Origin of the sequence: Rhodocaloribacter litoris (assembly GCF_011682235.2) — a bacterium.
GTDB classification, from domain to species: domain Bacteria; phylum Bacteroidota; class Rhodothermia; order Rhodothermales; family ISCAR-4553; genus Rhodocaloribacter; species Rhodocaloribacter litoris.
Genome location: NZ_CP076718.1, coordinates 464,756 through 490,867 on the forward strand (window position 1 = coordinate 464,756; position 26,112 = coordinate 490,867).

At 68.6% G+C, this 26,112-nt stretch carries 23 protein-coding genes and 1 tRNA gene; 9 read left to right on the top strand and 15 right to left on the bottom strand.

Going from position 1 to position 26,112, the window contains the following annotated elements:
• Positions 1 to 77 precede the first annotated feature (77 nt).
• From GQ464_RS01870 to GQ464_RS01890, 5 genes are all read right to left on the bottom strand, one after another.
• On the bottom strand, positions 78 to 287 hold the full coding sequence (locus GQ464_RS01870; RefSeq protein WP_166980394.1) for a hypothetical protein: 210 nt from the start codon (positions 285 to 287) through the stop codon (positions 78 to 80).
• A 119-nt stretch (positions 288 to 406) separates the two neighbouring features.
• Complete coding sequence (locus GQ464_RS01875; protein ID WP_166980396.1) at positions 407 to 1,228, bottom strand: phosphatidate cytidylyltransferase; 822 nt, start codon at positions 1,226 to 1,228, stop codon at positions 407 to 409.
• A 32-nt stretch (positions 1,229 to 1,260) separates the two neighbouring features.
• Positions 1,261 to 1,641, bottom strand: a complete 381-nt coding sequence (locus GQ464_RS01880; RefSeq protein ID WP_166980397.1) for a putative signal transducing protein — start codon at positions 1,639 to 1,641, stop codon at positions 1,261 to 1,263.
• On the bottom strand, positions 1,622 to 2,698 hold the full coding sequence (locus GQ464_RS01885; RefSeq protein WP_166980399.1) for a CPBP family intramembrane glutamic endopeptidase: 1,077 nt from the start codon (positions 2,696 to 2,698) through the stop codon (positions 1,622 to 1,624). The genes GQ464_RS01880 and GQ464_RS01885 overlap by 20 nt, the downstream gene beginning before the upstream one ends.
• Before the next feature lie 71 nt (positions 2,699 to 2,769).
• A complete protein-coding gene (locus tag GQ464_RS01890) occupies positions 2,770 to 3,564 on the bottom strand; it encodes a sigma factor-like helix-turn-helix DNA-binding protein (protein ID WP_166980401.1) in 795 nt (264 codons plus the stop codon).
• Between the two features lie 191 nt (positions 3,565 to 3,755).
• Between GQ464_RS01890 and GQ464_RS01895 the strand changes: the two genes are divergently transcribed.
• Positions 3,756 to 3,829 (top strand) — tRNA-Arg (locus GQ464_RS01895).
• Positions 3,830 to 4,063: 234 nt separating this feature from the next.
• Here the strand turns inward: GQ464_RS01895 and GQ464_RS01900 are convergent.
• The 10 genes from GQ464_RS01900 to GQ464_RS01940 form a co-directional block, all read right to left on the bottom strand.
• Positions 4,064 to 5,410 (bottom strand): dicarboxylate/amino acid:cation symporter, encoded by a 1,347-nt coding sequence (locus GQ464_RS01900; protein WP_166980403.1) that lies wholly within the window; start codon positions 5,408 to 5,410, stop codon positions 4,064 to 4,066.
• Between the two features lie 84 nt (positions 5,411 to 5,494).
• Entirely contained in the window at positions 5,495 to 5,821 is a 327-nt protein-coding gene (locus GQ464_RS18675) for a DUF92 domain-containing protein (RefSeq protein WP_166980405.1), read from the bottom strand.
• Positions 5,773 to 6,318: a DUF92 domain-containing protein gene (locus GQ464_RS18680; RefSeq protein ID WP_166980407.1), complete on the bottom strand. Its 546-nt coding sequence runs from the start codon at positions 6,316 to 6,318 to the stop codon at positions 5,773 to 5,775. Before GQ464_RS18680 ends, GQ464_RS18675 begins: the two co-directional genes overlap by 49 nt.
• Before the next feature lie 64 nt (positions 6,319 to 6,382).
• Positions 6,383 to 7,048: a TlpA family protein disulfide reductase gene (locus tag GQ464_RS01910; protein ID WP_166980409.1), complete on the bottom strand. Its 666-nt coding sequence runs from the start codon at positions 7,046 to 7,048 to the stop codon at positions 6,383 to 6,385.
• A gap of 40 nt (positions 7,049 to 7,088) precedes the next feature.
• The gene (gene porV, locus GQ464_RS01915) at positions 7,089 to 8,264 is read right to left on the bottom strand and encodes a type IX secretion system outer membrane channel protein PorV (RefSeq protein ID WP_166980411.1); all 1,176 of its coding nucleotides are present in this window, start codon (positions 8,262 to 8,264) and stop codon (positions 7,089 to 7,091) included.
• Positions 8,265 to 8,410: 146 nt separating this feature from the next.
• The gene (porU, locus tag GQ464_RS01920) at positions 8,411 to 12,424 is read right to left on the bottom strand and encodes a type IX secretion system sortase PorU (RefSeq protein ID WP_166980414.1); all 4,014 of its coding nucleotides are present in this window, start codon (positions 12,422 to 12,424) and stop codon (positions 8,411 to 8,413) included.
• A 329-nt stretch (positions 12,425 to 12,753) separates the two neighbouring features.
• Positions 12,754 to 13,059 carry a hypothetical protein gene (locus tag GQ464_RS01925; protein WP_228350515.1) on the bottom strand — a complete coding sequence of 102 codons (306 nt, stop codon included), beginning with the start codon at positions 13,057 to 13,059 and terminating at the stop codon, positions 12,754 to 12,756.
• Positions 13,060 to 13,195: 136 nt separating this feature from the next.
• Positions 13,196 to 14,050, bottom strand: a complete 855-nt coding sequence (locus GQ464_RS01930) for an MBL fold metallo-hydrolase (RefSeq protein ID WP_166980417.1) — start codon at positions 14,048 to 14,050, stop codon at positions 13,196 to 13,198.
• A 112-nt stretch (positions 14,051 to 14,162) separates the two neighbouring features.
• Positions 14,163 to 14,813 (bottom strand): LON peptidase substrate-binding domain-containing protein, encoded by a 651-nt coding sequence (locus tag GQ464_RS01935; protein WP_166980419.1) that lies wholly within the window; start codon positions 14,811 to 14,813, stop codon positions 14,163 to 14,165.
• 140 nt (positions 14,814 to 14,953) lie between these two features.
• Entirely contained in the window at positions 14,954 to 16,747 is a 1,794-nt protein-coding gene (locus tag GQ464_RS01940) for a sodium:solute symporter family protein (RefSeq protein ID WP_166980421.1), read from the bottom strand.
• A gap of 158 nt (positions 16,748 to 16,905) precedes the next feature.
• On the opposite strand from GQ464_RS01940, the gene GQ464_RS01945 reads away from it, so the two are divergent.
• The 8 genes from GQ464_RS01945 to GQ464_RS01985 all read left to right on the top strand — a co-directional run bounded on the left by GQ464_RS01945 (position 16,906) and on the right by GQ464_RS01985 (position 26,049).
• Positions 16,906 to 18,258 carry a hypothetical protein gene (locus GQ464_RS01945; protein ID WP_166980423.1) on the top strand — a complete coding sequence of 451 codons (1,353 nt, stop codon included), beginning with the start codon at positions 16,906 to 16,908 and terminating at the stop codon, positions 18,256 to 18,258.
• A gap of 418 nt (positions 18,259 to 18,676) precedes the next feature.
• The gene (locus GQ464_RS18685) at positions 18,677 to 20,236 is read left to right on the top strand and encodes a phage tail sheath family protein (RefSeq protein WP_166980425.1); all 1,560 of its coding nucleotides are present in this window, start codon (positions 18,677 to 18,679) and stop codon (positions 20,234 to 20,236) included.
• A gap of 47 nt (positions 20,237 to 20,283) precedes the next feature.
• On the top strand, positions 20,284 to 20,805 hold the full coding sequence (locus tag GQ464_RS01960) for a phage tail protein (protein ID WP_166980427.1): 522 nt from the start codon (positions 20,284 to 20,286) through the stop codon (positions 20,803 to 20,805).
• 7 nt (positions 20,806 to 20,812) lie between these two features.
• A complete protein-coding gene (locus tag GQ464_RS01965) occupies positions 20,813 to 21,541 on the top strand; it encodes a T4 family baseplate hub assembly chaperone (protein ID WP_228350516.1) in 729 nt (242 codons plus the stop codon).
• A 632-nt stretch (positions 21,542 to 22,173) separates the two neighbouring features.
• Positions 22,174 to 22,386, top strand: coding sequence for a hypothetical protein (locus GQ464_RS01970; RefSeq protein WP_166981373.1), 213 nt, complete (start codon positions 22,174 to 22,176; stop codon positions 22,384 to 22,386).
• Positions 22,383 to 23,765 carry a Pvc16 family protein gene (locus GQ464_RS01975; RefSeq protein ID WP_166981370.1) on the top strand — a complete coding sequence of 461 codons (1,383 nt, stop codon included), beginning with the start codon at positions 22,383 to 22,385 and terminating at the stop codon, positions 23,763 to 23,765. The genes GQ464_RS01970 and GQ464_RS01975 overlap by 4 nt, the downstream gene beginning before the upstream one ends.
• The gene (locus GQ464_RS01980) at positions 23,762 to 25,792 is read left to right on the top strand and encodes an ATP-binding protein (protein ID WP_166981367.1); all 2,031 of its coding nucleotides are present in this window, start codon (positions 23,762 to 23,764) and stop codon (positions 25,790 to 25,792) included. Before GQ464_RS01975 ends, GQ464_RS01980 begins: the two co-directional genes overlap by 4 nt.
• Positions 25,789 to 26,049, top strand: a complete 261-nt coding sequence (locus GQ464_RS01985; protein ID WP_166981364.1) for a hypothetical protein — start codon at positions 25,789 to 25,791, stop codon at positions 26,047 to 26,049. Before GQ464_RS01980 ends, GQ464_RS01985 begins: the two co-directional genes overlap by 4 nt.
• The last annotated feature ends 63 nt before the right edge of the window (positions 26,050 to 26,112 follow it).

A 26,112-nucleotide genomic window follows, 5' to 3' on the forward strand; every position in this document is an offset into this window, starting at 1 on the left:
ATGCTATCGGGATCGACCACCACGCCGGACACGCACCGCCCTCCTGTTGTGCTTCTTGCTGCTCGTCCTGTTCCCGGTCATCCCAGCTTCATGTAGATGTAGAGGGCCATGGCCAGCATGACCAGGAAGTAGATGATGCCTGCCGGATTTCGCCGCTGCGCCCGTGACTTGCTCTTGATGCGGATGCGGCGCTTGAGCCGCTCTTCCCGTTCCGGATTGTAGTAGCGGGGTTCGTACGAGAAGCGCCGGTTCCGGATCCGGCGGTTGCTTGGAATGAACAGCCCCATGTCCTTGCCGCCATTGGATGGAAAGGGTCGCGAAGATGCCGGTCGGCGCAGGTTATACAGACCCTCCGGAACATCGTTCCGTCCGGCCGCGGCCGCGCCGGGCGGTCCCGGGACCGGCTTCATGCGTAGAGGCGGGCCACGTAGGCCAGGTAGAGATAGACCAGGGGCACGGCCAGGATGAGTGCGTCGAGGCGGTCGAGGAGGCCGCCGTGCCCCGGCAGGATCGTGCCGGAGTCCTTGACGCCGGCGGCCCGTTTCATCTTGCTCTCGGCCAGGTCGCCGAGCTGGCTGACGACGCCGCAGAGAAGGCCCACCATCAGGAGGTGCGGCCAGGCCAGGAAGGGCAGCACCGTCAGCTTGAACACCACGGCGGCCGCAAGGGCCCCGGCGGCCCCGCCGATCGTCCCCTCCCAGGTCTTCTTGGGAGAAACCCGGGGGGCCAGCGGGCGGCGGCCGAGCGCCTTGCCGGTGTAGTAGGCCAGCGTGTCCGTCACCCAGACGAGCACCACGACGGCCAGCGTCAGCCAGAACGCCTCGCGGTCGCCGACGGCACCGCCTTCGGCCAGGCGCAGCCGGATCAGGAACGCGAGGAAGAGGGTCGGATAGAGGGCGCCGAAGACCGTGGCCGCCAGCGACGGCAGCGGGTTGTCTTCGGCATGCCGCAACGGGCTCAGGGCCAGCCCGGCGAGTACCAGCGCCAGCGCCGCCGCCCCCGCTGCGGGTACATAGGCCCAGAGCACCAGCAGGGCCCCGAGCACGAGCCCTTCCGCCTTCCGCGGCGACAGCCCCCCCGCCTCCATGAGGTGGTACACCTCACGCTGGGCCAGCAACGCCACCCCCAGCAGCAAGCCGCCAACCCACCACCCGCCGGCATACAGGACCCCGACCACCACCGGTATCCCGATCAGGGCCGTCAGCAGGCGAAGCACCGCGTTGGACATGGGCGATCCCGCAGGTGAGAACGTGCGCCGGCTCAGGTGTCTTCCTCTTCTTCCCCCTCCTCCGGCGTGCTGAGGCGAATACGCTCGTTGCCGGAATCGAGCATGGACTCCTCGTCGTCGGCATGCGCCGGGGGGGCTTCCGGGTTGGCGGCAAGAGCCGCCGCCTCCAGTTCCTCGTCGCTGATCGGCTCGCTCGCCAGCAGGGCACGCGCCTCCGCCTCGTGTTCGGGCGGCACCATCACGTGCACCCGGGCCAGCCCTTCGATCATGGTCAGGTTGAACGCATGGTCGCGCTGCGTCAGAACGACCGCCGGGATACCCGCGTCGTCCAGCCGGTCACGCACCAGGTCCGCTTCGTAGTCGGTGCCGCTCATGTAGACGGACACCCATCCCTCATATCTTCGATCCGACATCGTCTCGCTCTGGCTGTGGAAAGGACTCGGTCCCGGTGGCCACTCGCCCCCGCGACGCCGCGGCGACCGGCCCGCGCCGGCGCAGCACCATCCGGGCCGTCCGGTCGATAGCATACACGAACAGCACGAAAAAGACCAGCGCCGGGATCAGGACATACCAGGGGATCGCCACGTTTTCGAGGTCGGACACGTTCAGGTCCGGCCGTGCGGCCACGTAGGCCCCCAGAAAGACGGCAAAGGCGTTGTTGGCAAAGTGAACGACGACGGCCGGCCAGAGGCTCCCGGTTCGCCAGGCCAGGTAGGCCAGGTAGATGCCCAGCACCGAAAGCGGGATGAACTGCGTCAGCCGGAGGTGAAACAGGCCGAAGAGGAGGCCTGTGAACAGGATCCCACCGGCGACGCCGAGGCTGCGTTCGGCCTGTCGCTGCACGTATCCCCGGAAGAGCAGCTCCTCACAGAGGGCCGGGGTGACGGCCAGCATGAAGAGCGTCGGTAACAGCCCGATCTGCTGCTCCAGCACCTTCTCGATCAGGTCGAGCTGGACCTGTTCGAACTCCCGGATCCACTCGGGCCAGGGCAGGGCCTCGCTCGCCTGGGCCAGCCACTGCACCACCGGGACGAGGGCCACCAGCCCCAGCACGGCCAGGCCGACGAGCCGGCCCTCCGGTCGCCGCAGGCGCAGGAAGGCGGCCTGCCGGCGGGTATGGAGCCGGGCAAACCAGAGGGCCGGCAGGGCAATGCCGAAGACCTGCCCGATCGTGTTGGCCACCATCAAGACGCCCGGCTGCTCCTGCATGACGTTCAGCACCGCCTCCATCAACCCCTCCGGCGGCGTTCCCCGGGCCAGCAGCAGAACCACCACGGCCACCGGCGCGATGACGAGTTGAAACACCACGAACACGAAGATCAGGCCGAACAGCACCGCCAGCAACGGCGGGAACCGATGGCGTTCCAGCGTCCCGTCGAGCGGAAGACCGCCCTCCGGATCCCAGTCGTCCGGCAGGGTACGAGACGAGGCGGCTCGTCGAAGCAGGTCGGGTGAGGCGATCTGGGTCATCGGAACGACGGGTCAAGGGCACGCTGCGGGGAGAAAGCGCCTACCGGAGAGCGACACACGGGTTCCCGGCCCTATTCGTCCACGCCGATCTCCCGGCGCAGGCGGGCCAGGATCGTACGCAGGCGGGTGTAGACATGCTTGGTTTTGTCGTACTGCATCAACTGGGCGATCTGCCGGCCCGTCATGCCGTGCTCGTATCGCAACAGCACCAGCAACTGGTCCTCCGGATCGAGGCGGCTCAGGGCGGCGTTCAGCTCGATGATCAGCTCCCGATCGTCCAGGGCCGCCTCCAACGCTTCGACGGCACCGGGCGCTTCCGGCTGGTAACCGGTCTCACCGAGGGCCTCCAGCGAAAGGCTGGCGCGGTTCATCTGCAGGGCCGCCAGCAGGTACCACCGCTTGCTGACCGTGAGCAGGTCGTCGATCCGCTCGATGGCCGCCAGAACGTCGTGCGCCGTGCAGGGAACGCCGTGGCCGGCAACCAGATGGGCAATCTCCTCATGCGTGAGGCCCTGCTGATAGTAGTACTTGAAGACGAGCTGCTCCCGCTCGTCCAGCCGGGAAAGCACCGCCTCCGGAATGGAGACGGCCCGGTGCTTCCGCAACCGATCCCGGCAGGCATTGGCCACGACGACGCTGATCCAGGAAAGCAGGTCGCTCTCGACACGAAACTGCCGCAACGCCTGGAAATCGTTCGCGCGAAAGCGTTCGCAGACCGTCGTGTATACCTCCATCATCTCATCGGGATCGCGCAGGAAACGCCGGATCATCCGCAGGATGAACGGGGTGTAGCGCTCCAGCAACTCGGCGTAGGCCGCTTCCGGCTCCCGTTTGAATCGCTCGATGAGGACGGTGTCCTGGTCCATGGGCCTTCCCCTCACGTCGGCGGTATGACGATCCGTTCTCCAGGGATACCCTGTCGGGCCGGCCGGCGAGACCGGCCAACCCGGCAGCAAACGAACGCCCCGGCCCCGCTCGTCTTAGCACAAACTTTGCGCCCGGGAAACCCGGACACGCTTGACGGCGTTACGCGGGCATAGATATATTGCAGATACACGCGCTTGTAGCTCAGGTGGATAGAGCGTTGGATTCCGGATCCAAAGGTCGGGGGTTCGAATCCTCCCAAGCGCACCCGACCCCGGTGTGTCGCAGCACGCACCGGGGTTTTTTTGATTCCGGCCGTGCCCGGCCCTTCAGGCTTTTCAACGTTCTACCGGGCGGCCTGCGAAGACGGTGCCCCCCGTCTCCCACCGGAAAAAGAACCTCCCCCCTTTTTCCGGCCCGGCCGCCGGCGGGCAAGGCAACGCCCTCTCGTCTCCGGAAAATAACCATTTCCGGGCACCCGGCCCACCGCCGGCATCGCACCTACCCGACGTCGACGGCCCGTTGCACCTCGGTCGTCACCGGAACCAGGCCGTCCTGGGGCGGCACCTGGAGCTGGTTTTCGCTCGTGGCCACGACCGAGGCCACCGTCAGGTCGCCCGTGACGTTGGTCACGGTCCGGCACATGTCGAGGATGCGGTCCACGCCGAGGATCAGGGCGATGCCGGTGGCCGGCACCTGGATGGCTTCGAGGATGATGACGAGCATGATGATGCCGGCGCTGGGCACGGCGGCGGTACCGATGGAGGCCAGCACGGCCGTCAGCACGATGGTGATCTGTGCCCCGAGGTCGAGCCCCAGCCCCAGCGCCTGCGCGATGAAGACCGCCGCCACGGCCTGGTAGAGCGCCGTCCCGTCCATGTTGATCGTCGCCCCGAGGGGCAGCACGAAAGACGACACCTCTTCGGAAACGCCCAGGTTTTTCTCCGCCACCTCCATCGTCACCGGCAACGTGGCACCGCTCGACGAGGTGGAAAAGGCCACGAGCTGGGCCGGGCTGACGCCGGTATAGAACTGTTTGAGCGTGAGCGGCGTCAGGAATTTGAGCATGCCGGTATAGGTGATCGCCATGTGCAGGATCAGCCCGAGCACCACGGCGATGCAGTAGTAGCCGAGCGCTGCCAGCAGTTCGAGGATCTGTGCCAGGTTGTCTCCCGCGATGGACGTGATCGTGTCGGCCATCAGGGCGAAGACCCCCACCGGCGCCGTCAGCATGATCAGTTCGACGAGCTTGATGACGAGATCGTTCAGGCTGTCGAAGAACGCGATGAGCGGCCGGGCTTTCTCGCGCGGGATCATCAGCAAACCGATGCCCGCAAAGAGGGCAAAGAAGACCACCTGCAGCATGTTGCTGTTGTCCGAGGCGGCGTCGAAGAGGTTGTCCGGCACCATGTCGACCAGGGGCTGCAACGGCCCGCGCTGCAGGGTCTCCTCGGCCAGTTGCTGGCGCACGGCCGCATCGCCGCCGTAGGTGGCTTCGAGCTTTTCCTTCATCTCCTGCGGCACCCGCGCGCCCGGCTTCATCACGTTCACCACCATCAGCCCGATCACGAGGGCCACCGCCGTCGTGCCGATGTAGATGCCGAGGGTCTTGCCGCCGATGCGCGAGAGCCGTTTCAGGTCGGAGAGCGAGGCCACGCCGGTGATGAGCGAGGCCAGGATCAGGGGCACCGCGATCAGCTTGAGCAGGTTGATGAAGATGTCGCCGAAGGGGGCGATCCAGTGGTCCGTAAACCGGCTCCAGCCGGCGGCGGCCGCGACGATCCCGAAGAGCAGCCCGAGCACCAGGCCGATGATGATCTGCCAGTGAAGCTTCTTATACCAGGGCATAGCACGTCCTACCGGATAACTCACAGGGCCGGGCGGCTGCGGGACACCTCGCGGCGGAGGGACCCGGCACCCCGAACGCCGCACCTAAGAACCAAAACCGGCAGCTGGAAAGCAAGCCATCGCCAGCGCTGCGCCGAAAAAGGTGCCCAGGAGGTTGACCCGGTCGTTGTCGAGCCAGCGGTGACCGCGCAGCAGCGGGTATGCGACGCCGCCCGCCCCGGCGCGTTCCGTCTCGTGGCCGGTCAGGGGATCGCGGTAGCGGGCCTGGAACAGGGCTCCGGCCAGGCTGTCGACGAAGGCCGCCAGGAAACCGGCGAGGGCCGCACATCCGGGCAACGGCCCGCCGGCAAACGGCCAGGCGCTCAGCGCGACGGCCCCCGCGCCGGAGAGGCCGCCAGCGTCCCCGGCCACGACACCGCCCCGGACGTTCCGGGCGGCACCCGGCGCCCGCTCGTGATCAGCCGGGGTTGCCGGCCCAGCAGGGTGCCCACCTCGGTCGCCCAGGTGTCCGCCGCCGCCGCGGCCAGAGCCCCGACGAAACCCGCATACCAGCGGGGCGACGGGTCCAAGGCCGCCCACAGCAACAGGCCCCAGGCCACGGCACCGTTGGCGAGCACCTGCCCGGCATCGCGCACGTCCCCTTTCGCACTACGGCGGGCCGGCGCGGCCTTGCGGCGCCGCCCCACCTTCGACAGCAGGCTCGACGTGACGAAGAAAACGAGGGCCGGCACCACCCATGCCGTCCCGCCCAGCCCGAGCAGGCAGGCCCCGAACAGCCCGCCCGCCACCGCCCCGGAGGCGTCCAGGAAACGCAGGCGCCAGGCCAGCCAGCCGAAGACAAGCCCTCCCCCGGCCGCACCGGCCCCCCGCATCAGCCAGAGCGGCGGATCGGGCCAGACGAGGAGCATCTCGGCACACGGCACTACGGCGCAGAACCCCCGGTCCCGGGTTGGTGGTGCAGAAACCTTCCGTCTACAGATAGGGGGCGACGACCTGCCTGAAGAAGTCGTAGTTGCGGGCCCCGAGCAGGTAGCGCCGGACCGTGCCCTCGCGGTCGATTACGTACGTGGTCGGACGCACGTCGAAGCCGTTGCGGAACACCGGGGGGACGGCCTCGGCCCCCGGCACGTACCCGCTGACGGTACGCAGCGGCAGTGTTTCGTTGAAGGCCCGCAACGTCCGGGGCGGTTCGTCCGAAATCGAGAGCACCACGAGCCCCTCATCGGCCAGGTCCTCGTAGAGCCGGTTCAGCTCGGGGATCTCCTGCAGGCACGGCGGGCACCAGGTCGCCCAGACGTTGAGCAGGATCACCTTGCCCCGGTAGGCATCGAGGGCGTGCTCGGTGTCGTCGGCCACCAGGCGGAACGTGAAGTTTTCCGCCGGCACCTCGAGCGGCACGTCTTCGAACGCCACCCGGTCGTTGAAATTGATCTCGGTGCGGGCCTGCGGCTCCAGGCGCATCGCCAGAAAGAGCAGCAACGCCGCGCAGGCCACGAGCAGCACCGACAGCCCGCTCCCGATCCATTCCACGGCACTCTGCGGCCGTCGCGTCTCGTTCCGCCCGATGAGCAGGTAGAGGAAAACCAGCCCCAGCCCGATCATCGCGGCGGCGGTGATATAGACCAGCGTCAGGTTCATACAGGTTTACGTGCCGGGGTGGCCCGGGTCGCGCAGCCCGCTATTCACGGCCGAAGTTGAGCAACAGCGAGAACCGCATGGTGTTCGCCAGCGGCGACTGCTCCTCCAGCGCGTAGATGTACGAGAAATCGACCCCGATGATGTTGTACCGGATGCCGGCCCCGAGCGTCATGAACTTGCGGTTCCCGTTCAGGGGGTTCTCGTAGAAGTAGCCGGTCCGGATGGCGAAGAGGTTGTTGTACCAGTATTCGAGGCCGGTCCCGATGGTGATCTGGTCCATCACGCCCAGCTTCTGCAACTTGCTCGGGTCTTCGCGGCACTGGTCCACGGTAGCGGAACAGACCTCGATGGGCTGCCAGGCCGAAAAGATCGCCTTGTACCAGGGGTCGACGTCGCTGCCGGTGGAGTCGGCGCGGGTGCGGATGAGGTCCTTGTTGAAGTCCTGCACGATCGAGAGCTTGTTGAACTCGTCGAACTCGAACGTGAAGGCATAGCCGAAACGCAGGTTGGTGGGGATGGGGTCGGCGTCCGCGTCCGGGCCGTCCGTGTAGCGGATGGTGGGGCCCATGTTGGCCAGGTTGAAGCCGGCCGAGAAGGTCGTCTGGATCCCTCCCAGCCCGAAGGGAGACGAGCGATAGAGGCCGGCGACGTCGAAGGCCCCGCCGATCCCCGGCTTGGTCGTCTGCCCGTCCACCTCGCCGTCGGCCAGGTCGGAGTAGATGAAGCGCAGGCTCGTGCCCAGGGCGAAGTGTTTGCTGAGCTTGAAGCCGTAGGAGGCCCCGACGGCCAGGTCGAAGGACTTGAACGTTCCGAGCGCGACGTTGTTGTCGTCACGGCGTTCGTGCTCGCCCAGGAACAGATAGGTTACGTGGGCCCCCAGCGTACCCCAGCCCGGGAGGTTGTGTTTGGCGACCAGGTATTCGTAGAAAAGCCCGGCGTTGAATTCGGGCAGCCAGTTCGAATGGGTGATGCCCAGCTCGGTGCCGCGCTGGAAGGCCAGCCCGGCCGGGTTCCAGAACATGGCCGAGGCGTTGTCCGCCAGGGCCACGCCGGCGTTCCCCATGCCGGCGGCCCGGCTGTCGGGTTCGATCTTCAGAAAGACGACGGCGGCCCCGCCCACCTGAGCCGCAGCCGGCAAAGCCGGCAGGCCCGTCAGAAGGATCAGGATCAGCAGGCCCGGCAGGCAAAAGCCCGGGCGCGAATCGATTGCACGCATTGGTTTCTCAGCAAGGTTTGAAAGGCCGGCTGCAGGCGCCCCGACCGTTCCGGTATCGTTTCGGCCTGCAGGTCCAGAAGATTGGTAATGCACGTTACGCTCAAAGGTTGCCGGCATTGGCTTCATCGTATTCATTTGATTTACCCTTATCGGATGACGGCGAGTTTCTCGATCCGCTCGGCGACGTCGCGCGCGCCGTCCGGGCGCTCGACCTCGACGCGGAGCTTGTAGAGATAGACGCCCGAGGTGACCCGGTCGAAGTCTTCGTCCCGTCCATCCCAGACGATCTGCACCGGCCCGCCGGGCAACACCCCGCCGGGCAGGGCCTCTTCCCCCTCGATGGTGCGGATCGGCCGCCCGTTGAGCGAGTAGATGCGCAGCTGCACCCGCGCCCCGGTACCCGGCGGCTGGTTGTGTTCGAAGACGAAACGCGTAACCCGGTTCATCGGGTTCGGGTAGTTGAACACGTTGCGGAGCACCAGCGCATCGTCTTCGGCGACGAAGAATTCGAGCTCGGCCGTGGCCGAGTTGTTCAGCACATCCCAGGCACGTACGCTCAGGCGGTGAAAGCCGGGTTCGAGCCGGGGCAACGGCCAGCGCACCTCGCCGCGCTGGTACGAGTTTTCCGCCGCCCGGAAACCGCTGCCGATGTCAACGGCCCGGCTTTCGTCCCCGTCGAGGACGAGCAGCATCTCGTGCCCGACCCCGGCGCCGACGGTGTTGATCCCGCTTTCGTCGTAGAGTTTCACAATCAGTTCGGGCTCCGGCGGGGTCAACCCGCCCGAAACGAAGGTGGTGTCGTTCAGGAAAAGGGCAATTTCCGGACCAAAGGGATCCTGGGGCGGGTTGGGCGAGGTACCGCCCACGACAAACTGCTCCGTGTACCCCAGGGCCTGCTCCGTCGACGTCAGGGCATAGACCGAGATGCGGCCCGGCTCGTTGCTGTAGGAGATGTCTTTCGGCACCACGAACGTCGCCGAGAAGCGACCGGCCCGGACCTGCACCCGGCCCCGCCAGATCAGGTCCTCGCGGGTCGTGTAATAGGGGGTGGGCATCCAGACCTGCTGCTTGAGGGAAACGCGGCGGACCGCGTCGAAGACGGTCACGTCCGCCCACCCGTCGAAGCCGGTATCGACCAGGCCGCCGGCGGCCTCCACGGCGCCGGTGACCGTGATCCGGTCGAGTGCCCGCATCCGGGCGGACTGGGAGGCCAGCGGCACCTCGTTCAGCGTCTCGACGACGACCCGGCGGTGCGGCAGGCCCAGCCGCAGGGTCGGATCGCCGAGCAGGTTGAACTTGCGGCTGTTGCCCTGCAACCCGACCGTCGTGTTCTTGGTCAGGCGCATGGCATCGCCGAGCCGGCGGGGCAGGCCGTCCTCGTCGAACGTGAGCAGGGCCTGGTTGAGCGCCCGGTTGAGCCCGGCATTGAGCGAGGTGGTGTCCGGCGACGTGTAGACGAGCCGGACGGTGGTCATCAGCGCCACCGCCCCGCCGTTCGGGTTCAGCAACAGCACCTCGGCTCCGCTCTGCTCGTTCTCGATGTCCCACCAGCCAAACGAACAAGTGGCCGTGATGAAGATGGTCAGGCGGTCCCCGTTCGTCAGTGCGGCCGCATCTTCTTTGACGAAGAGCTCCTCCTGGGCCAGCCCGTCCGGCCCCCCGTGCCCGCTGTAGTTGAACAGCAGCGTGCCGGCCTCGAGCGTGGCCAGGATCTCCCGCCTGGCTTCGGGGATGCGAAACCCGTTCAGAAACACCCGCTGGAAGGACTCCCCGTAGATCTTCTTCACGTTGAGCTCCGGCCGCAGCCCGCCCCGGACCAGCTCGGCCACCTGGTCGACGTTTTGCAGGTGCAGGTCGAAGTCGTTCTGTGTGCCCGCCAGCCCGGTGGGCCCGTCGTCGGCGACCATGGTGTAGAGGCTGCGCCATGCGCCGTACGTCTCGGGGTTTTCATACCGCTTGATTTTCTCGACCATGAGGCGGGCCTCGTCGAGGGTCTGCACCGGGAAGCGCCCGATCCCGATGTCCATCCGCTCGGAGCTCACGGCGCGGATGCCGCCATAGCGCCAGACGCCTTCGTTGTCGTCGAGCAGGCCGAAGTAGTCGTCGCTGGTGTACGAGGCATCCGGGTCGAAGGACTCCTCCGTCTCGTACGGAAAGATCCAGTTGGTGAGTTCGGTCTCGCCGGCGACGATCCCCCGGAAGTCGTAGTGCCCGTCGCCGAAGAGCAGGGCATAGCGAAGCAGGCTGGCCTCGTCGGGAGCGCGGTCGTAGTGAAACTTGAGGAAGTCGCGCACGGCCCGCATGTCGGGCAGGCCTCCCGAGAACTCGTTGTAGATCTCCTCGACGACGGCCACGAGCACCTGCAGCCCCTGCTGGCGGCGGTATTCGGCCAGCTCGCTGGCCGGTTCCAGGAAGGCGCGGGGGGCGACGATGACGAAATCCGGGAAACGCTGTTCGCCGTGCAGGTTCTGGTTGGGCACGACGGCGGCCCGGACCGGATCGAGGGGGCGGGCCGCCCCTTCGACGAAGGCGATGAGCTCGCGGGGGCGAGCCGGGTCGGTGACCTGCACCCGGACGCGGTAGGTGGTGCCGGCCGGCTGCACCCCGAGCCGGCGGATGGCTTCGGGCGCCGTCACGTCCCATACCTGCGGCGCCTCGTCAAAGCCCTGCAAGACGAACTCGAACCACCCGGTTTCCCCGGCAGGCGTGGCAAAGCGCAGCAGGCCGTTTTCGGCCCGCAGCTGCTGCGGGTAGAAGACCCGCACCCAGTCGAGTGCGGCCTGCGGGTCGCCTGCCTGGTCGAGCAGGCGCATGGACAGGCTGAGCCGCGTGCCGGCCGTCACGGTCCGGGTGAAGCGGTCCTGGGCGGCCACGGCCGCCGGATCCGTCACGGCCCGCCCGATGATGCGCGGCGCCCGGATCCGGCCGAGTTCCGCCCCGTTGAGCGTGAAGAGCAGCGTCGCCGCCGGGTTGGAGGCGATGGCGGCACGCACGTCGAACGTGGCCGTCCCCTCGCCGAGCCCGGGCAGGGCCACGTCGGAAAAGATGTTGCGCGTGCCGCCACTGCGGATCTGATGGCTCACCCACGTGTGCCCGGAGCCGTGCTCTTTGCTCCAGACGGTCTCGTCGAGGTCCACAACGAACCGCCCGGTCACCTGGGTGCGCACCTGCACGTCCGAGACGCCGGGAAAGGCCTCGTTGCCGACGCGCAGGCCGGCCGAGGTTCCGACCTTGAGGAAATAGTAGTTTTCGTTCGAGAAGGGGTGGACATAGTGGGTCCACCGATCCGTCTCGGGGTCATAGCGCCAGCCGCGCGGGGCCGCGGCATAGAAGAGCAGCACGTCGCCCTGGTTGAAGGCGCCGTCCCCTCCGCCGCGCACGAAGACGGGGTTCTCGGCCAGATCGGGGATCCGGTCGGCGCTGTTGAGCGCAGGCAGGGGGGCCCCGCCGTTGCCGAAGACCTGCAGGTTGTTGGGCTCGATGGCATCCGGCGAGAGGCCGACGGCCTCCCCGATGGCAGCCAGGTAGGCCCGGTCGATCCGGTAGATGCCCTCTTCCGTGATCGGAATCTTGAAGACGATGCCGTCGGCCAGGACGCTGCGATCCACGGCGAGGTGCGGGTTCATGAACGCCGTGCCGGCCTTCCGGGCCGCCTCCGGCGGCTGCTCGACGGCGATCCGCATCCGGCGATAGCGACGCAGCACCTCGCGTTCGGGGTCGTAGGCATAGAGCCGCGCCGTCAGCGTCACGACGGGATGCTTGCGTTCCAGCCCGAGCCCCTCGGCCGAGACGGGCGGCTGCATCAACGCCCGTGCATCCGGCCCGTGCAGCGGCTCCGCCGGCAGGGCCACCTCGTCATACTCGGCGGCCAGGAGCGACAGGCGCGGCGGGGCCAGGGCACGCAGGCGCAGGTTGGTCGTCGCCGTCCAGAGGCCGCCGGCCAGGCCGAACACGTAGGCGTCGGTCAACCGCTCGACCCGCGCCGAGTCCAGCGAGGCCTGCAACCCCATGGGCCAGGAGGCCGTCACCTCCACGACGTAGCGCGCCGGGGTGGCTTCCACCACCCGCACCTCGGCCTGCTGTGCCTGCGCGGGACGGGCCACGGCCAGCAGGGCCAGCACACCGGCCAGCCGGATAACCTGTCGGAACGGTCGAAACATGAAGACAGGGCTTCTTTAATCGGAGCCACACCGGAGGCCGCGTCATGCAGCCGGAGGCCCGGTAAGGACTCTCGAGAACCAATCTGCTCGTCCCCGAAGGGATCCCGCCCGGGGACTCGCCCCGGCAAGAGCCCGCGTGCGGGCATGCGGGGCACGGGACACACGGTTCGAATGGTAACCGTTCCTTGCGATAGGCAAAAGAGAGAGTTGTCGTCGCAGCCGGGTTCACGGAGACGACGGCAAAATACCGCGTCACCGGATCCGTTTCAAGGGGAAATCGGCATCCTCTGCAAATCCTTAAAGAAGGAGGCGCCCCAAACCCGACGGGCCTACGGGCGGGGAATCATGTTACGCAGCAGAATCAGCCGGTCCAGCGCCTCGGCCAGGGCTTCCACGGCGGCCTCGATGTCTTCCAGCGGGAGCCGGATGTCGTCGCCCATGCCGGCCATCGCCGCCAGCTCACGAAGCAACTGCGCATTCCCCGAAATGATCGAGATGGGATTGCTCATCTCGTGATGGACCCGGGAGATGTTGACCCGAATGGCCCCGAGCAGTGCCCGGATCTCTTCCTCCGAGAGCGGCTGCGACGCGTCGCGGCCCACCTCGTCCGGCGGGTTGGACGTGGACACTTCCATGGACTGGCTCATAGGACGTTCATTTTCGACAGGCGGGCCGGTACGGACGCAACGGCGGTTCTGTTCCTGGCTGAGAATCATGATAATCTTCCCCCGCCGTCCGGTTCCCGCCGGGCAGGCGACCGGGGATGGCGGTTCAGAGGGCATGCAGGGGTCGTTCGTCGGTGGCGGCGACGCCCTTCGGCGTCCGCTCCAGCCCGGCGACGGCCGTCTGCGGGTCGTGCTCGAAGAAAAGCTGCCACCCTTCGGCACAGGCCTGCTCCAGGAAGCGCTGCTTTTCCTCCACCGTCACCAGGGGGCGCACATCGTAGGCCATGACCCAGGGCAGGCCGAGGTGCGCGGTCGTCGGCAGCAGGTCGGCGACGAAGACGAGCGTCTGCTCGCCGTCGGTCACCCGCACGAGCTGCTGGGCCTCGGTGTGACCGTGCATCGTCATCAGGTGAACGCCGGGAAACAGTTCGATGTCCCCGTCGACGAGGTAGAGCTGCCCCGAAGCCGCCAGCGGTTCGATGTTTTCCTTCAGGAAGGAGCCGCGCTCGCGCGGGTTGGGCGCCACCGCCCAGGCCCAGTGGCGACCCTGCACGTGATAGGTCGCGTTTTCGAAGGTGGGGACGATCCGGTCGCCGCGGCGCCGGGTGCCGCCACCGGCGTGGTCGAAGTGCAGGTGCGTCAGGATGACGTCCGTCACGTCGGCCGCGCAGAAACCGGCCTGCTTCAACGAAGCGTGCAGCTCGTGTGTGGCGTGGTCGACGGCATAGATCTCCTGAAACCGGGCGTCGTACTTGTCGCCCAGTCCCGTGTCGACGAGGATGAGCCGGCCGGCGCCTTCGAGCAGCAGGCATCGCATGTGCAGGAGGATGCGGTTGCGGGCGTCGGCCGGGATGCGTCGTTCCCACAACGGCTTCGGGATGATGCCGAACATGGCACCGCCGTCGAGGCCGAAGCGGCCGGTTTCTATGACGTGCAGGGTATAGGGACCGATACGGGGCATTTTCTTCGATTACGGGTCGAGATACGGTTGCACGTTGCAACGTTGGACGTTGCACGTTTGGAGGTGGCCGGGCCGGCGTTCAACGCGGAACGCCTTTCCACGTACCGCCGCCTCAGCGTTCCGCTTCACCGGCGTCGGGCGGGAAGTCGCGGAGGTGCCCGTTCGACCGGATCTTGCGGCGCACCTCCTCCACCTGTTCGATCCGGGGCAACAACCCGCCCAGGTGTTCGACCAGATAGGCAATGCGCTCGTTCTCGGTGGGGAGTTTCAGCACCTCCAGCTGCTGTCCCAGCGAGAGCCCGGCATTGTGGGCGATGAAGTACGAGACCCGGTTCACATCCTGGTAGATGGTGGGGCGGACGGTGCGGCCGGCCAGCTCCAGCAGCTTGAGGTGCTGGGTGATCAGCCGCTCCCGCAGGTCGTTGTCGACCTCGGCCTCGGGCTCGTCGAGCGTCTCCACCTCGGCCGTCAGGTAGGCGTGCTCGTGCATGAGACGGCGGATGCGGAAGCGCCGGAACCCCTCGACCTGGATGTCCATCCGCCCGTCCTCGTAGCGGTGCAACACACGCCGTATCCGCGCCATACAGCCCACGTCGGCGATCTCCCCGCCGGTGAAGAGCACAATGCCGAAGGGACGATCCTGTGCCAGGCAGGTATGCACCAGTTCCCGGTAACGCGGCTCGAAAATGTGCAGGGGCAGGACCTCCTCGGGAAAGAGGACCACCTCCAGCGGAAAAAGCGGCAGGGAAGGAATCAGGGCCATGACGTTGAACCAGTACCGGCTCGGAGATCCGGGTCGGGTCCGTGCCGTGCCGGGAGGCCGTGTCCCGACCGCAAGCGGCCCCCCCACTGCCATCCAATGTGCGGGCCGGGCGCGTGTTTCACCGGTGTGCGCTTTCCGGCTCATGCGTCGCGCTCCTCCCCCCGTATCCGGTAGAGCCAGAGCCCGCCGGCCAGCGCGACGGCAGTCATGGCAACCGCCACGTCCCAGCGCAGCAGCAGCCCGCCGCCGATCCCGAACATCAGGCCGAAGAGCAGCAGCAGGGCCGCCAGGACGCGGCGCAGGTCCCGGGCGAGCGACTGGGCGGGGGGCAGGCCCGTCGCGGCCCGCTGGGCGGCCCAGCCCGGTCCCCCCGGCCGCACCCTGCGGTAGAACGCCACCAGCGTCTCGGGGCGTTCGGGCGGGGTCAGGTACATCACCGCCACCCAGATGAGGGTCGTGATCCCGGTGATCACGGCCAGGCGCATGCCGAAGTCGTCGATCCGCAGCACCGGCACGACGGTGGTGAAGAGCCCCGTAAAGAAGCCGGCCACCATGGCGGCCAGCTCCGCCCAGGCGTTGATGCGCCACCAGAACCAGCGCAGGATCAGCACCACCCCGGGCCCGGTCCCGATGGCGATCACCAGGCGAAAGACCGCCGCCACGTCCTGCGCGAAGAAGGCGGCTGCCGCGCCAAGGGCAGTCACCAGCACCGACGCCACGCGCCCGGCCCGCACGAGTTCCCGCTGGGTGGCCTGCGGGCGCATGAACCGGCGATAGAGGTCGTGTGTCAGGTAGGAAGCCCCCCAGTTGATCTGGGTCGAGACGGTGCTCATGAAGGCCGCCACCAGCGAGGCCACGACCAGCCCGAGCATCCCGGAGGGGAGAAAGTCGAGCATCAGCCGGGGATAGCCGAGCTCACGGTCTTCCAGGTCCGGGTACAGCACGAGGGCCGCCAGCGCCACGAGCACCCAGGGCCACGTCCGCACCACATAGTGCATGAGGTTGAAGAACCAGGCCGCCTTTTCGGCCTCGGCCTCCGTCTTCGAGGCCGCCAGGCGCTGGATGAATTCCCCGCCGCCGTCCGACCGCCGGAACGTCCACCATTGCAGCAGGACGTACGCCAGGAAGGTGCTGGCCGAGATGCCGGCGAAAGCACTCCATCCGACCCCGAACCAGTTCCCCTCCTGACCGAGCGTGAACGGGATGAAGGCCAGCACGTCGAAGTCCGTCGTGGCCTGCACCTTTTCCACGAGCCCGTGCAGGCCGCCCACCCGGGGACTCCGCAGGGCGTAGAAGGCAACGGCGACGGCCCCGAAAAGCGCCAGGAAGAACTGGAAAAAGTCCGTCGTGACGACGCCCCAGAGACCGGAAAATCCGGCGTAGAGCAGCACCAGCACCGCCACACCGAGCACGGTGAGCAGCTTGGGATCGGTCCCCAGGATCTGCTCGTCCGGGCCGAAACCGAGCCCTTCCCAGATGCCGAGCACCCCGATCACCTTGACGGCCGCGAGCATGATGTAGCCGATGCCGATGCAGTTGATGGGCACGGCAAACAGGAAGGCCTTCGCGGCCCGGAGCACGGCGGCCGGACGCCCCCCGTAGCGCAGCTCGATCAGTTCCGCATCGGTCACGATCTCGCTGCGTCGCCAGAGGCGGGCGAAGACGTAGATGAGCACGACGTGGCTCATGGCGAAAGCCCACCACTCCCAGTTCCCGGCGATGCCCCGGTTGCCCACCACCCCGGCGATGTAGAGCGGGGTGTCGATGGAGAAGGTCGTCGCTGCCATGGAGGTCCCCGCCAGCCACCAGGGTAACGACCGCCCGGAGACGAAGAACTCTTCCATCGAGGAGGAAGCCCGCCGCGCCAGGTACACACCGATTCCCAGCGTGGCGAGCAGGTAAGCCAGGACGATCAGCCAGTCTATGGTGCTCACGTCGCGTGCGTCGTGGGTTTGTCGTGGTCGCGCCGGCCGGGCCTTCGACACCTCGAAAACCCGTGTCGTATATTTCCCCGAGCCGCCGTCGTGCGGGGTCGCAACATACTCATCCGCCCGGACAGTGTACAGCCGTGTCCCGGTTTCCCTTTCCAGACATGCTGCTTTTCGCCCTGGCGGCGGGGCTGGCGGGCCACCTGTTCGTGTGGGCCGGTCCGGCCCGGGCCCAGCAGCCGGCCCTGATCGGCTCCTCGGACGACCCGCGGGAGAACATCCAGCAGGTATGGTGGGAACGCCGGCAGGTGCTCGACGTCATGGGCGGCTTCTCGCTCATCGGCGCGCAGTGGCGCACCGCCACCAGTTTCACGCTCGACCTGGACACGCGGCCGGTCCTGGCCCGGCTCCGCGGCACGCTCCGGGCCGGCATCTACGGCACGTACCGCCCGGACGTCGACGAGGCGTACGATCTGCTCCGGCTGCTCGAGTTCGCCCGCTACAACGCCCCGTCCCGCGCGCGCTTCTACCTGCGGGGCGGCCCCCTGCAGCGGATGCGGCTGGGCACCGGCCACGTGGTCGACTTCTTCAACTCGGACGTGGCCTGGGACGAGCGCACCGTGGGCCTGGAGATGATGTGGCAGGGTGCCGCGCTGGAAGTGTCCGGCTTCACGGACAACGTCCTCTTCGACGGGGTCACCGGCGGGCGCCTGGCCCTGACCCCCTTCTTCCGCGTGCGCGACCCGCGCCTGCGCTCGCTCCAGCTCGGCGCCGGCTACGTCACCGACCTGGCCCCCCACCCGGACGGCGTACCCCGCTTCACCGCCTACAGCGCCGACGCCCGGTTCGTCCTGCTCCGCTCCGGTGCCCTGCTGCTGGCCCCCTTCCTCAGCTACACCCGCTACGAACACTTCGGCGACGGCCTCCTCCTCGGCGCCGACCTCTACGCCGACAACTTCATTGACCTGGCCCGCTTCCACTTTCGCCTCGCCCTGTTCTACAACGGCCGGCAGTTCATCCCCGCCTACGTCGGCCCCTTCTACCAGGTCAACAGCCTCCGGGCCCGCATCCTGAAAGCCGAAGACTTCGACGAAAGCAACCCCCAGGCAGTCTTTGCCGGCGTCCCCCTGGCCGCAGCCGGCGGCGGCAACGACCTCATGACCGAACTGCGCATCCTGCTCTTCAGCGGCTTCGAATTCTACTACGCCTTCCGCCGCCACTACGGCGCACGGGCCCTCAGCACCTTCCACTTCCGCCTCTACCTGCGGGCCCGCCGCTTCAGCCTCTACCTGGGACAGGACCGCGGCGGCCTCCGCGGCTTCTTCTCCCTCTTCAATGACCTCGGCGACCTGACCGCCCTCGTTTTCCAGACCGACTACCGCTTCCTGGGCGACTTCCGTGTCTTTGCCCGGGCCCGCTATACCTACGAACGCCTCGACGACGGGGACGACGGCACCGAACGCTACCTCGTACAGCGCCGCTTCGAACCCTTCACCGGCCTGCGCCTCACCTTCTGACCGGAAAACTGTTTCGTGACAGAGCCGACACAATTCGTTGACATTTTCTGAAGAAAATTTTCCCCGGTCCTGTCGTATCATGGCGGTACCGCTGAGCACTTTCGTTTGAGCCATCGAGTCGATACCGGGCGGTTGCGCAGTAATTCGTCCCGTTGACATCTATTTGCTCCCGGGCTGCGCGCCACGCTGTTCCTGCGCCTCGCTTCTCGCAAATACCTGTCATCCTCCCGTTCCCTGCTTGAAGTCTCAGCCGGTCCCTGCGGGGTGAAGTGTCCTTGGCCGGCCTGCCGCAACGGTTCCGCTTCTGCGGTCCCGCCTGCCGGTGGCCTGCGGTCGACGCACGGGTGCGCTCGCCCTTCCAAGCCCGCTTCTCCCGTACCGCCAGGCTTCCTTCATCCACCTTTTGACGGGAGGTGCCATGCTTGCTCCGACTTATCCCGGCGTCTACATCGAAGAGGTGCCGAGCGGCGTGCGAACCATCACCGGGGTTGCCACCTCGATCACCGCGTTCATCGGGCGGGCCCGGCGAGGACCGGTGAACCAGCCCACCCGGATCCAGAGCTTCGCCGACTATGAACGGCTCTTCGGCGGCCTCTGGACCGAGAGCACGATGAGCTATGCCGTCCGCCACTTCTTCCAGCACGGCGGCGCCGAAGGCCTGATCGTGCGGGTCTTCCACCTGGAACCCACCGAGACCCCGGCCGACTTCACGGCCACCCTCGACCTGGCCGACGAGGCCGACCCGACGGCTACCGCGCTCACGCTCGAAGCCGCCAGCCCCGGCGCCTGGGGCAACACCCTGCGCGCCGTCGTCGATCACAACACGAGCACCGGCGCCGCCGACCTGTTCAACCTGACCGTCCAGGAGCTCGATACGCCGGGCGGCACTACCGTCCTCGCCACCGAGACGTTCCTCAACGTCTCGACCGACGCGGCGCATCCCCGCTTCGTGCCGAACGTCCTGGCCGAAGGCTCGAGCCGGGTGCGCGTCGCCGGCGGAACGGTGAACGCCCGCCCCGCCGAAGGCACCTTCGACGCCGACGGCAACGGCAGCGACGGCAGCGACATCGAGGACGCCGACATCGAGGGCAGCGCAGCCGACCGCGAAGGCCTCTTCGCCCTCGACGCGGCCGACCTGTTCAACCTGCTCTGCATCCCCCCGCTTTCCCGTACCGCCGACGTGGACCCGGCCACGCTGGCCACGGCCGCCGGCTATTGCCGCGAACGACGGGCCATGCTCCTGGTCGACCCCGAGGCCGGCTGGATCGACGTGCCCACGGCCGAGACAGGCGTGAACGACCTGCGCACGGCCATCGGGACGGACAACGCCCGGAACGCCATCGCGTATTTCCCGCGCCTGTTGATGCCGGACCCGCTCAACGAGAACCGCCTCACGGCGTTCGCCCCCTCCGGCGCCGTGGCCGGCATCATCGCCCGGACGGACGCCCAGCGCGGCGTCTGGAAAGCCCCGGCCGGCCTCGACGCCTCGTTCTCCGGCGTACGCGCCTTCACCTACCGGCTCACCGACGAACAGAACGGCACGCTCAACCCCCTGGGGCTCAACTGCCTCCGCACCTTTCCCGTGACGGGCAACGTGGTCTGGGGCGCCCGCACGCTCGCCGGCGCCGACCGCCTCGCCTCCGAATGGAAGTACGTGCCGGTCCGCCGCCTGGCGCTCTTCATCGAGGAAAGCCTCTACCGGGGCACACAATGGGTCGTCTTCGAACCCAACGACGAGCCGCTCTGGGCACAGATCCGCCTCAACGTCGGGGCCTTCATGCAAAACCTCTTCCGGCAGGGCGCCTTCCAGGGCACTTCCCCCCGCGAGGCCTACTTCGTCAAGTGCGACCGCGAGACGACCACCCAGAATGACATCGACCTGAGCATCGTCAACATCCTGGTCGGCTTCGCCCCGCTCAAACCGGCCGAGTTCGTCATCATCCGCATCCAGCAGATCGCCGGCCAGGTCGAGGCCTAGCACGGCGGAAAAGTCGAAATCCGAAACCCGAAATTCGAAACCGAACCATGGCCCAGTTCAGCGTCAATGCACAGCGATTCGACCCGTACAAGAACTTCAAGTTCAGGGTCAAATGGGACGGGCGTTACGTCGCCGGCGTCAGCAAGGTCAGCGCGCTGAAGCGCACCACGGAGCCGATCACCCATCGCGAGGGAGGAGACCCGAGCACCGAGCGCAAATCGCCCGGGCAGACCAAGTACGACGCCATCACCCTCGAACGCGGCGTCACGCACGACGTGGAGTTCGAGCGGTGGGCGAACAAGATCTGGAACTTCGGTTCCGGCCTCGGCAGCGAGGTCTCCCTGGCCGACTTCCGGAAAGACCTCATCATCGAGGTCTACAACGAGGCCGGGCAGGTGGTCAAGGCCTACAAGGTGTACCGGTGCTGGGTGTCGGAATACCAGGCCCTGCCCGAGCTGGACGCCGGCGCCAACGCCGTCGCCATCGAGACGATCAAGCTGGAGAACGAGGGCTGGGAACGCGACTACGACGTCACCGAGCCGACCGAGCCGTCGTTCACCGAGCCCTGAGGCCGCCATGCGCACCCCGTCCGGAGCCGAGCTGATGGACGTGTGGGAGCGGGCGGCCCCCCTCGCCCCGGAGGGGCGTGCCCTCGCCCTCCTCGTCGCCGTGCTGCCCGGTGCGGCGTGGGAGGACCTGGCCGCCCTGCCCCTGGGCCGGCGGGACGCCCTGCTCCTGGCCCTGCGCACCGCGGTCTGCGGGCCCCGCCTCGAAGGCACCGCCACCTGCCTGGCCTGTAGCGAGCGCGTCGAGTTCACCCTGGCCGAGGACGACCTCCTCGTGCCCGCCCCCGGCGACGCCCCGACCGACTCGATCCACGAAGGCGGCTTCGACGTTACGTTCCGCCTGCCCGACAGCACCGACCCGCAGCCCCTCCGGCGCGCCCCGGACGCGGAGACGGCCCGGCGCCTGCTGCTCGAACGCTGCGTGATCGAGGCCCGGCGCGGCGCCGACACGGTGAGCCCGGCCGACCTGCCCGAGCCGGTCGTCCGGGCGGTGGCCGCCGAGATGGGCCGGCTCGATCCCCAGGCCGAACTGCGCCTGGCCCTCACCTGCCCGGCCTGCACCCACACCTGGGAGATCGTCTTCGACGTGGCCGGCTTCTTCTGGGCCGAACTCGACGCCTGGGCCCGGCGCACCCTGCACGAAGTCCACCTGCTGGCGACGGCCTATGGATGGGCCGAGCGTGACATCCTGGCCCTCTCACCCTGGCGACGGCAGGCCTACCTCAACATGATCGGTTGATGCCCGACTTCCTGCACCATATCGTCGCCCGGAGCCGCACCTCGGTTCCCCTGGCCCGGCCCCGCCTCCGGGGACGCTACGAACCACCGTCTCCCGGCCCGGGGCTTCCTTCCGAGGGGCCGGAGCCCGCCACACCCGTTTCGCCGGTGCCGGGGTTCGATGCGCCGGGCACCTCGCCTCCCTCGCCGCCGGAGCCGGCGGTCCCACCGGCGGCGCTGCCGGCCCCGGCCGGGCCGGGCTCCCTCGCCCCGCCGCCCCGTGTGCCGGCATCGCCCCCGCACCCCGCCCCGCCCCTTCCGGCGGCGTCCACTCCCCCCGACGCCCGGCCCCGCCCGTCGCACGAAGACGGCCCGCGACCGCACCACCCCGTGCTCCCGCCCGCCCTTCCGGCGGCGCCGGTTCACTTGCCCCCCCCGAACCCACCGGCACACGGGGCGCATCCGGCGGACACACCCGCCGCCCCGCCCTCCCCGCGCCCCGCCACGGCACCCGCGGCGCCCGCCCCCCCTGTATCACCCGCAGCCCCCGTTCCGCCCGGCGACGCGCCGCCTCCCGAACGGGCACCGGCGCCGCCGGTCGTGTCCCTGCCCGCACGATCCATCCCCCCCCGTCCCCCCTCCGACCCCCCGGTCATGGTCTCCCCGGCGGGCGGCCTGCCGGAACCCGTCCTGCCGGGCAAACCGCCGGCCGCCGCGCCCACGATCCACGTCACCATCGGGCGCGTCGTCATCCGGGCCGTGCCCCCGACGCCGCCGGGACCGTCTCCGGAGAAGCCGCGCGTGCAGCCGGCCGTCATGACGCTCGACGATTACCTGAAACGCCGCAAGGCCGGAGGGCACGCATGAGCAACTTCCTCGCCATCGCCACGGCCACGGCCACGCTCCAGCAGTTGCTGCTGGAAAGCCTGAGCACCGACGTGCCCGGCGCCCAGGCCACCACGCTCCGGCCGGATAACCCCCGGCTCAGCGCCACCGGCAACTTCGGCGTCAACATCTACCTGTACCAGGCAACCCCGAACGCCTCGTGGCGCAACAACGACCTGCCCACACGCGGCGGGGCCGGGCAACCGGTGCAGCGCCCCCGCATCGCCCTCGACCTCTACTACCTGCTCACCTTCTACGGCGACGAGGAAAGCCTCCAGCCGCAGCGTATCCTCGGCAGCGTCTCGCGCACCCTGCACGCCCGGCCCGTCCTGACCCGCCCCATGATCCAGGCCGCCATCGATGCGGCCGTGGCCGTGGACCCCGGCCATTTCCTCGCCGGCTCGAACCTGGCCGACGACATCGAACAGGTCAAGTTCACCCCCATCCCGCTGTCCCTCGAAGAGCTGTCGAAGCTCTGGTCCGTGTTCTTCCAGACGCCCTACACCCTGTCGATGACGTACGCCGGCACGGTCGTGCTGATCGAGGCCGAGACGACGCCGGCGCCGGTGCTTCCGGTGCAGACGCCGGTCATCACCGTCCGGCCCGGGCTGCAGGCACCAGTTCCCACACCGGACCAGCTACCCGGCCTGGAACTCTGGCTCCGCTCCGACCTCGGCGTCACCTTCGATGCCGGAGGCGTCTCGAGCTGGGCCGACCAGAGCGGCCACGAGCGCCATGCCGTGCAACCGGACGGCGCCCGTCGCCCGGCCTTCGTGGCGCACGGACTCGGCTCCCGGCCCGTCCTCCGCTTCGACGGGTCGGACGACTACCTGGCCCTCGAAAACCTGTCGTACGACACCGCCGGGCAGCTCGAAGGCCTCACCGTCTGCGCCCTCGTCCGCTCCGCCGCGCCCGCCCCCCAGGTCATCGCCTCGTTCGACGACGGCGAATACTGGCAGCTCACCCTCCGGGACGACACCACCCCGGGCGCCGGATGGGACACCACCGACGAAACCGGCACCCCGCACACCCTGCGCACGACGGGTGCCTACCACGACGGGCGGTGGCACCTCCTCTGCGGGTGGTACGAAGCCGGCCCGGCCACGCCCAACAAGATCCTGTATGTCGACGGCGTGCCGGCAGCCCAGGCGACGGCCCATGCCGGGCACCGCCTGGGTTCGGGCACGACGCGCTTCGGCTTCCTTGGCGTCGGCTCCGGGGCCGCCACGTTCGACGGCTCCCGGGACCCGGCGTGGTTCTTCCTCGGCGACGTCGCCGAAGTCCTGGTCTACCACCGGGCCCTCTCCGAGGAGGAGCGGCTTCAGCTGGAACGCTATTTCCGGGAGCGCTACAATCCATGAACACGGAAGCGACATCCGACGCCCGGCACGCCCGCGTCCGAGCGGGCGCCAGCCAGCAGGCCCTGGTACAGGCCCTCGACGAGGTGCGGGGGGCGCTGGTACGCCGGGCCGGAACGCCGGAGACCGGCCCGCCCCGCGAGGCCGGCAACACCGCATCCGGGTCCGGCTCGGACGCGGCCCGCACCCGGCAGGACGTCCCCGCCGGATCGCCCCCCACGACCCTGGACCTGCTCTGCCGCACGTTCGGGCTCTCGTCCTTCGAGCGGGCCGTCCTCCTCCTGTGCGCGGGCATGGAGCTGGAAGCCGACTTCGCCGGGTTGTGCACCGCCTGCCACGGCGTTCCCTACCCCACCTTCGGGCTGGCGCTGGCCGCTTTCGAGCCGGAAGCCCACTGGAGCGCCCTCACGCCGGCGGCGCCCCTCCGGCACTGGCGCCTGGTCGAGGTCCGCCCGGGGGATTCCCTGACGACCAGCCCCCTCCGCCTCGACGAACGCATCCTGCACTACCTGACCGGTCTCAACCCGCCGGACGAACAGCTCGATGGCTTCATCCTGCCGGCCTCGACGCCGCCGGTCACCCTCGTCCCCTCCCACCGCGCGGTCGTCGAGGCGGCGGCACAGGCCTGGCGGGAGGTTCCCGCCGGCCGGCCGTGGCCGGTCCTCCAGCTCTGCGGGGATACCGGTACGGAGTTGGAGAACCTCGCCGCCGCCGTGTGCGAGCGCGCGGGCCTGCACCTGCGCGTGATGCCCGTGCACACCCTGCCCGCAACGCCCCACGAGTTCGACGTGTTGCTGCGGCTGTGGGAACGCGAGGCGATCCTGAGCGGCTGTGCCCTGGCCCTCGACGCCTGCACGCCGGAGGCGGAACACGCCGGGCGGGCCCCCTACCTCCGGCAATGGCTGGCCCGGGGACGCACCCCCGTGCTGCTGCTGGCTCCCGAACACCGGCTGCCGGAAGCCTGCCCCCCCGGCCGCCCGCTCCTCACCTTCTTCGTGACCCGTCCCACCCCCCACGAGCAGCGGGAGCTCTGGACGGCGATCCTCGGTCCGGACACCGCCCCGCTCAACGGCCAGATCGAACGCCTCACCGCCCAGTTCGACCTCGGCGAAACGGCCATCCGCGCCGCGGCCGCAAGTGCCGGCACCCCCCCGACGCACGCACCCCGAACCACCGGCGACCGGCTGTGGGACGCCTGCCGCCGGCAAGCCCGTCCCCGCCTCGACGACCTCGCCCGGCGCATCGAGCCCGTCGCCACGTGGGACGACCTCGTCCTGCCCGAGCGTCCCCTCCAGACCCTGCGCACCATCGCCCTGCACGTCCGGCACCGCCTGCAGGTCTACGAGACGTGGGGCTTCGCCCGCAAGTCCCGCCGCGGCCTCGGCATCAGCGCGCTCTTCACCGGCCCCAGCGGCACCGGCAAAACGATGGCCGCCGAGGTGCTCGCCGGCGAGCTGCGCCTCGATCTCTACCGCATCGACCTCAGCCAGGTCGTCAGCAAGTATATCGGCGAAACCGAAAAGAACCTGCGGCGCGTCTTCGACGCCGCCGAGGCGGGCGGCGCGATCCTGCTCTTCGACGAGGCCGACGCCCTCTTCGGCAAGCGCACCGAGGTCAAGGACAGCCACGACCGCTATGCCAACATCGAGGTCAGCTACCTGCTCCAGCGCATGGAGGCATACCGGGGCCTGGCCATCCTGACGACCAACTTGAAGGACGCCCTCGACGATGCCTTCCAGCGACGAATCCGCTTCATCGTCACCTTCCCCTTTCCCGATGCCGCCCTCCGCCTCCGCATCTGGGAGCGCATCTTCCCCGGGGAGACCCCGACGCGCGGGCTCGACGCCGGCAAGCTGGCCCGGCTGACCCTCACCGGCGGCAACATCCGCAACATCGCCCTCAACGCCGCCTTCCTCGCCGCCGGCGCCGGTGAACCCGTCGAGATGAAACACCTGCTCGAAGCCACCCGGCAGGAGTACGCCAAGCTCGACAAACCGCTCACCGAAGCCGAAACCCGGGGGTGGATATGACCCGGCCGAACCTCATCCTGCACATCGACGAACTCGTCCTCGACGGCTTTCCCGAGACGGACCGGGCGCTGCTCGCCGCTGCCGTCGAGGCCGGGCTGGCCCGGCTCCTTGCCGAACGGGGCCTCCCGCCCGCGTGGCCGGCCGGCGGCGCGGCAGCCCACCACGACGGCGGCGCGTTCGAGGCCCAGCCGAACGCCGGCACCGCCCGGCTGGGCCTGCAACTCGCATCCGCGATCTACGGAGGACTCACCCGATGAAGACGTCCCGCTTACAGCAAACCACCCCTCCCCCCTCGCCCGCCGGGAAAGTCCCGGTGCACA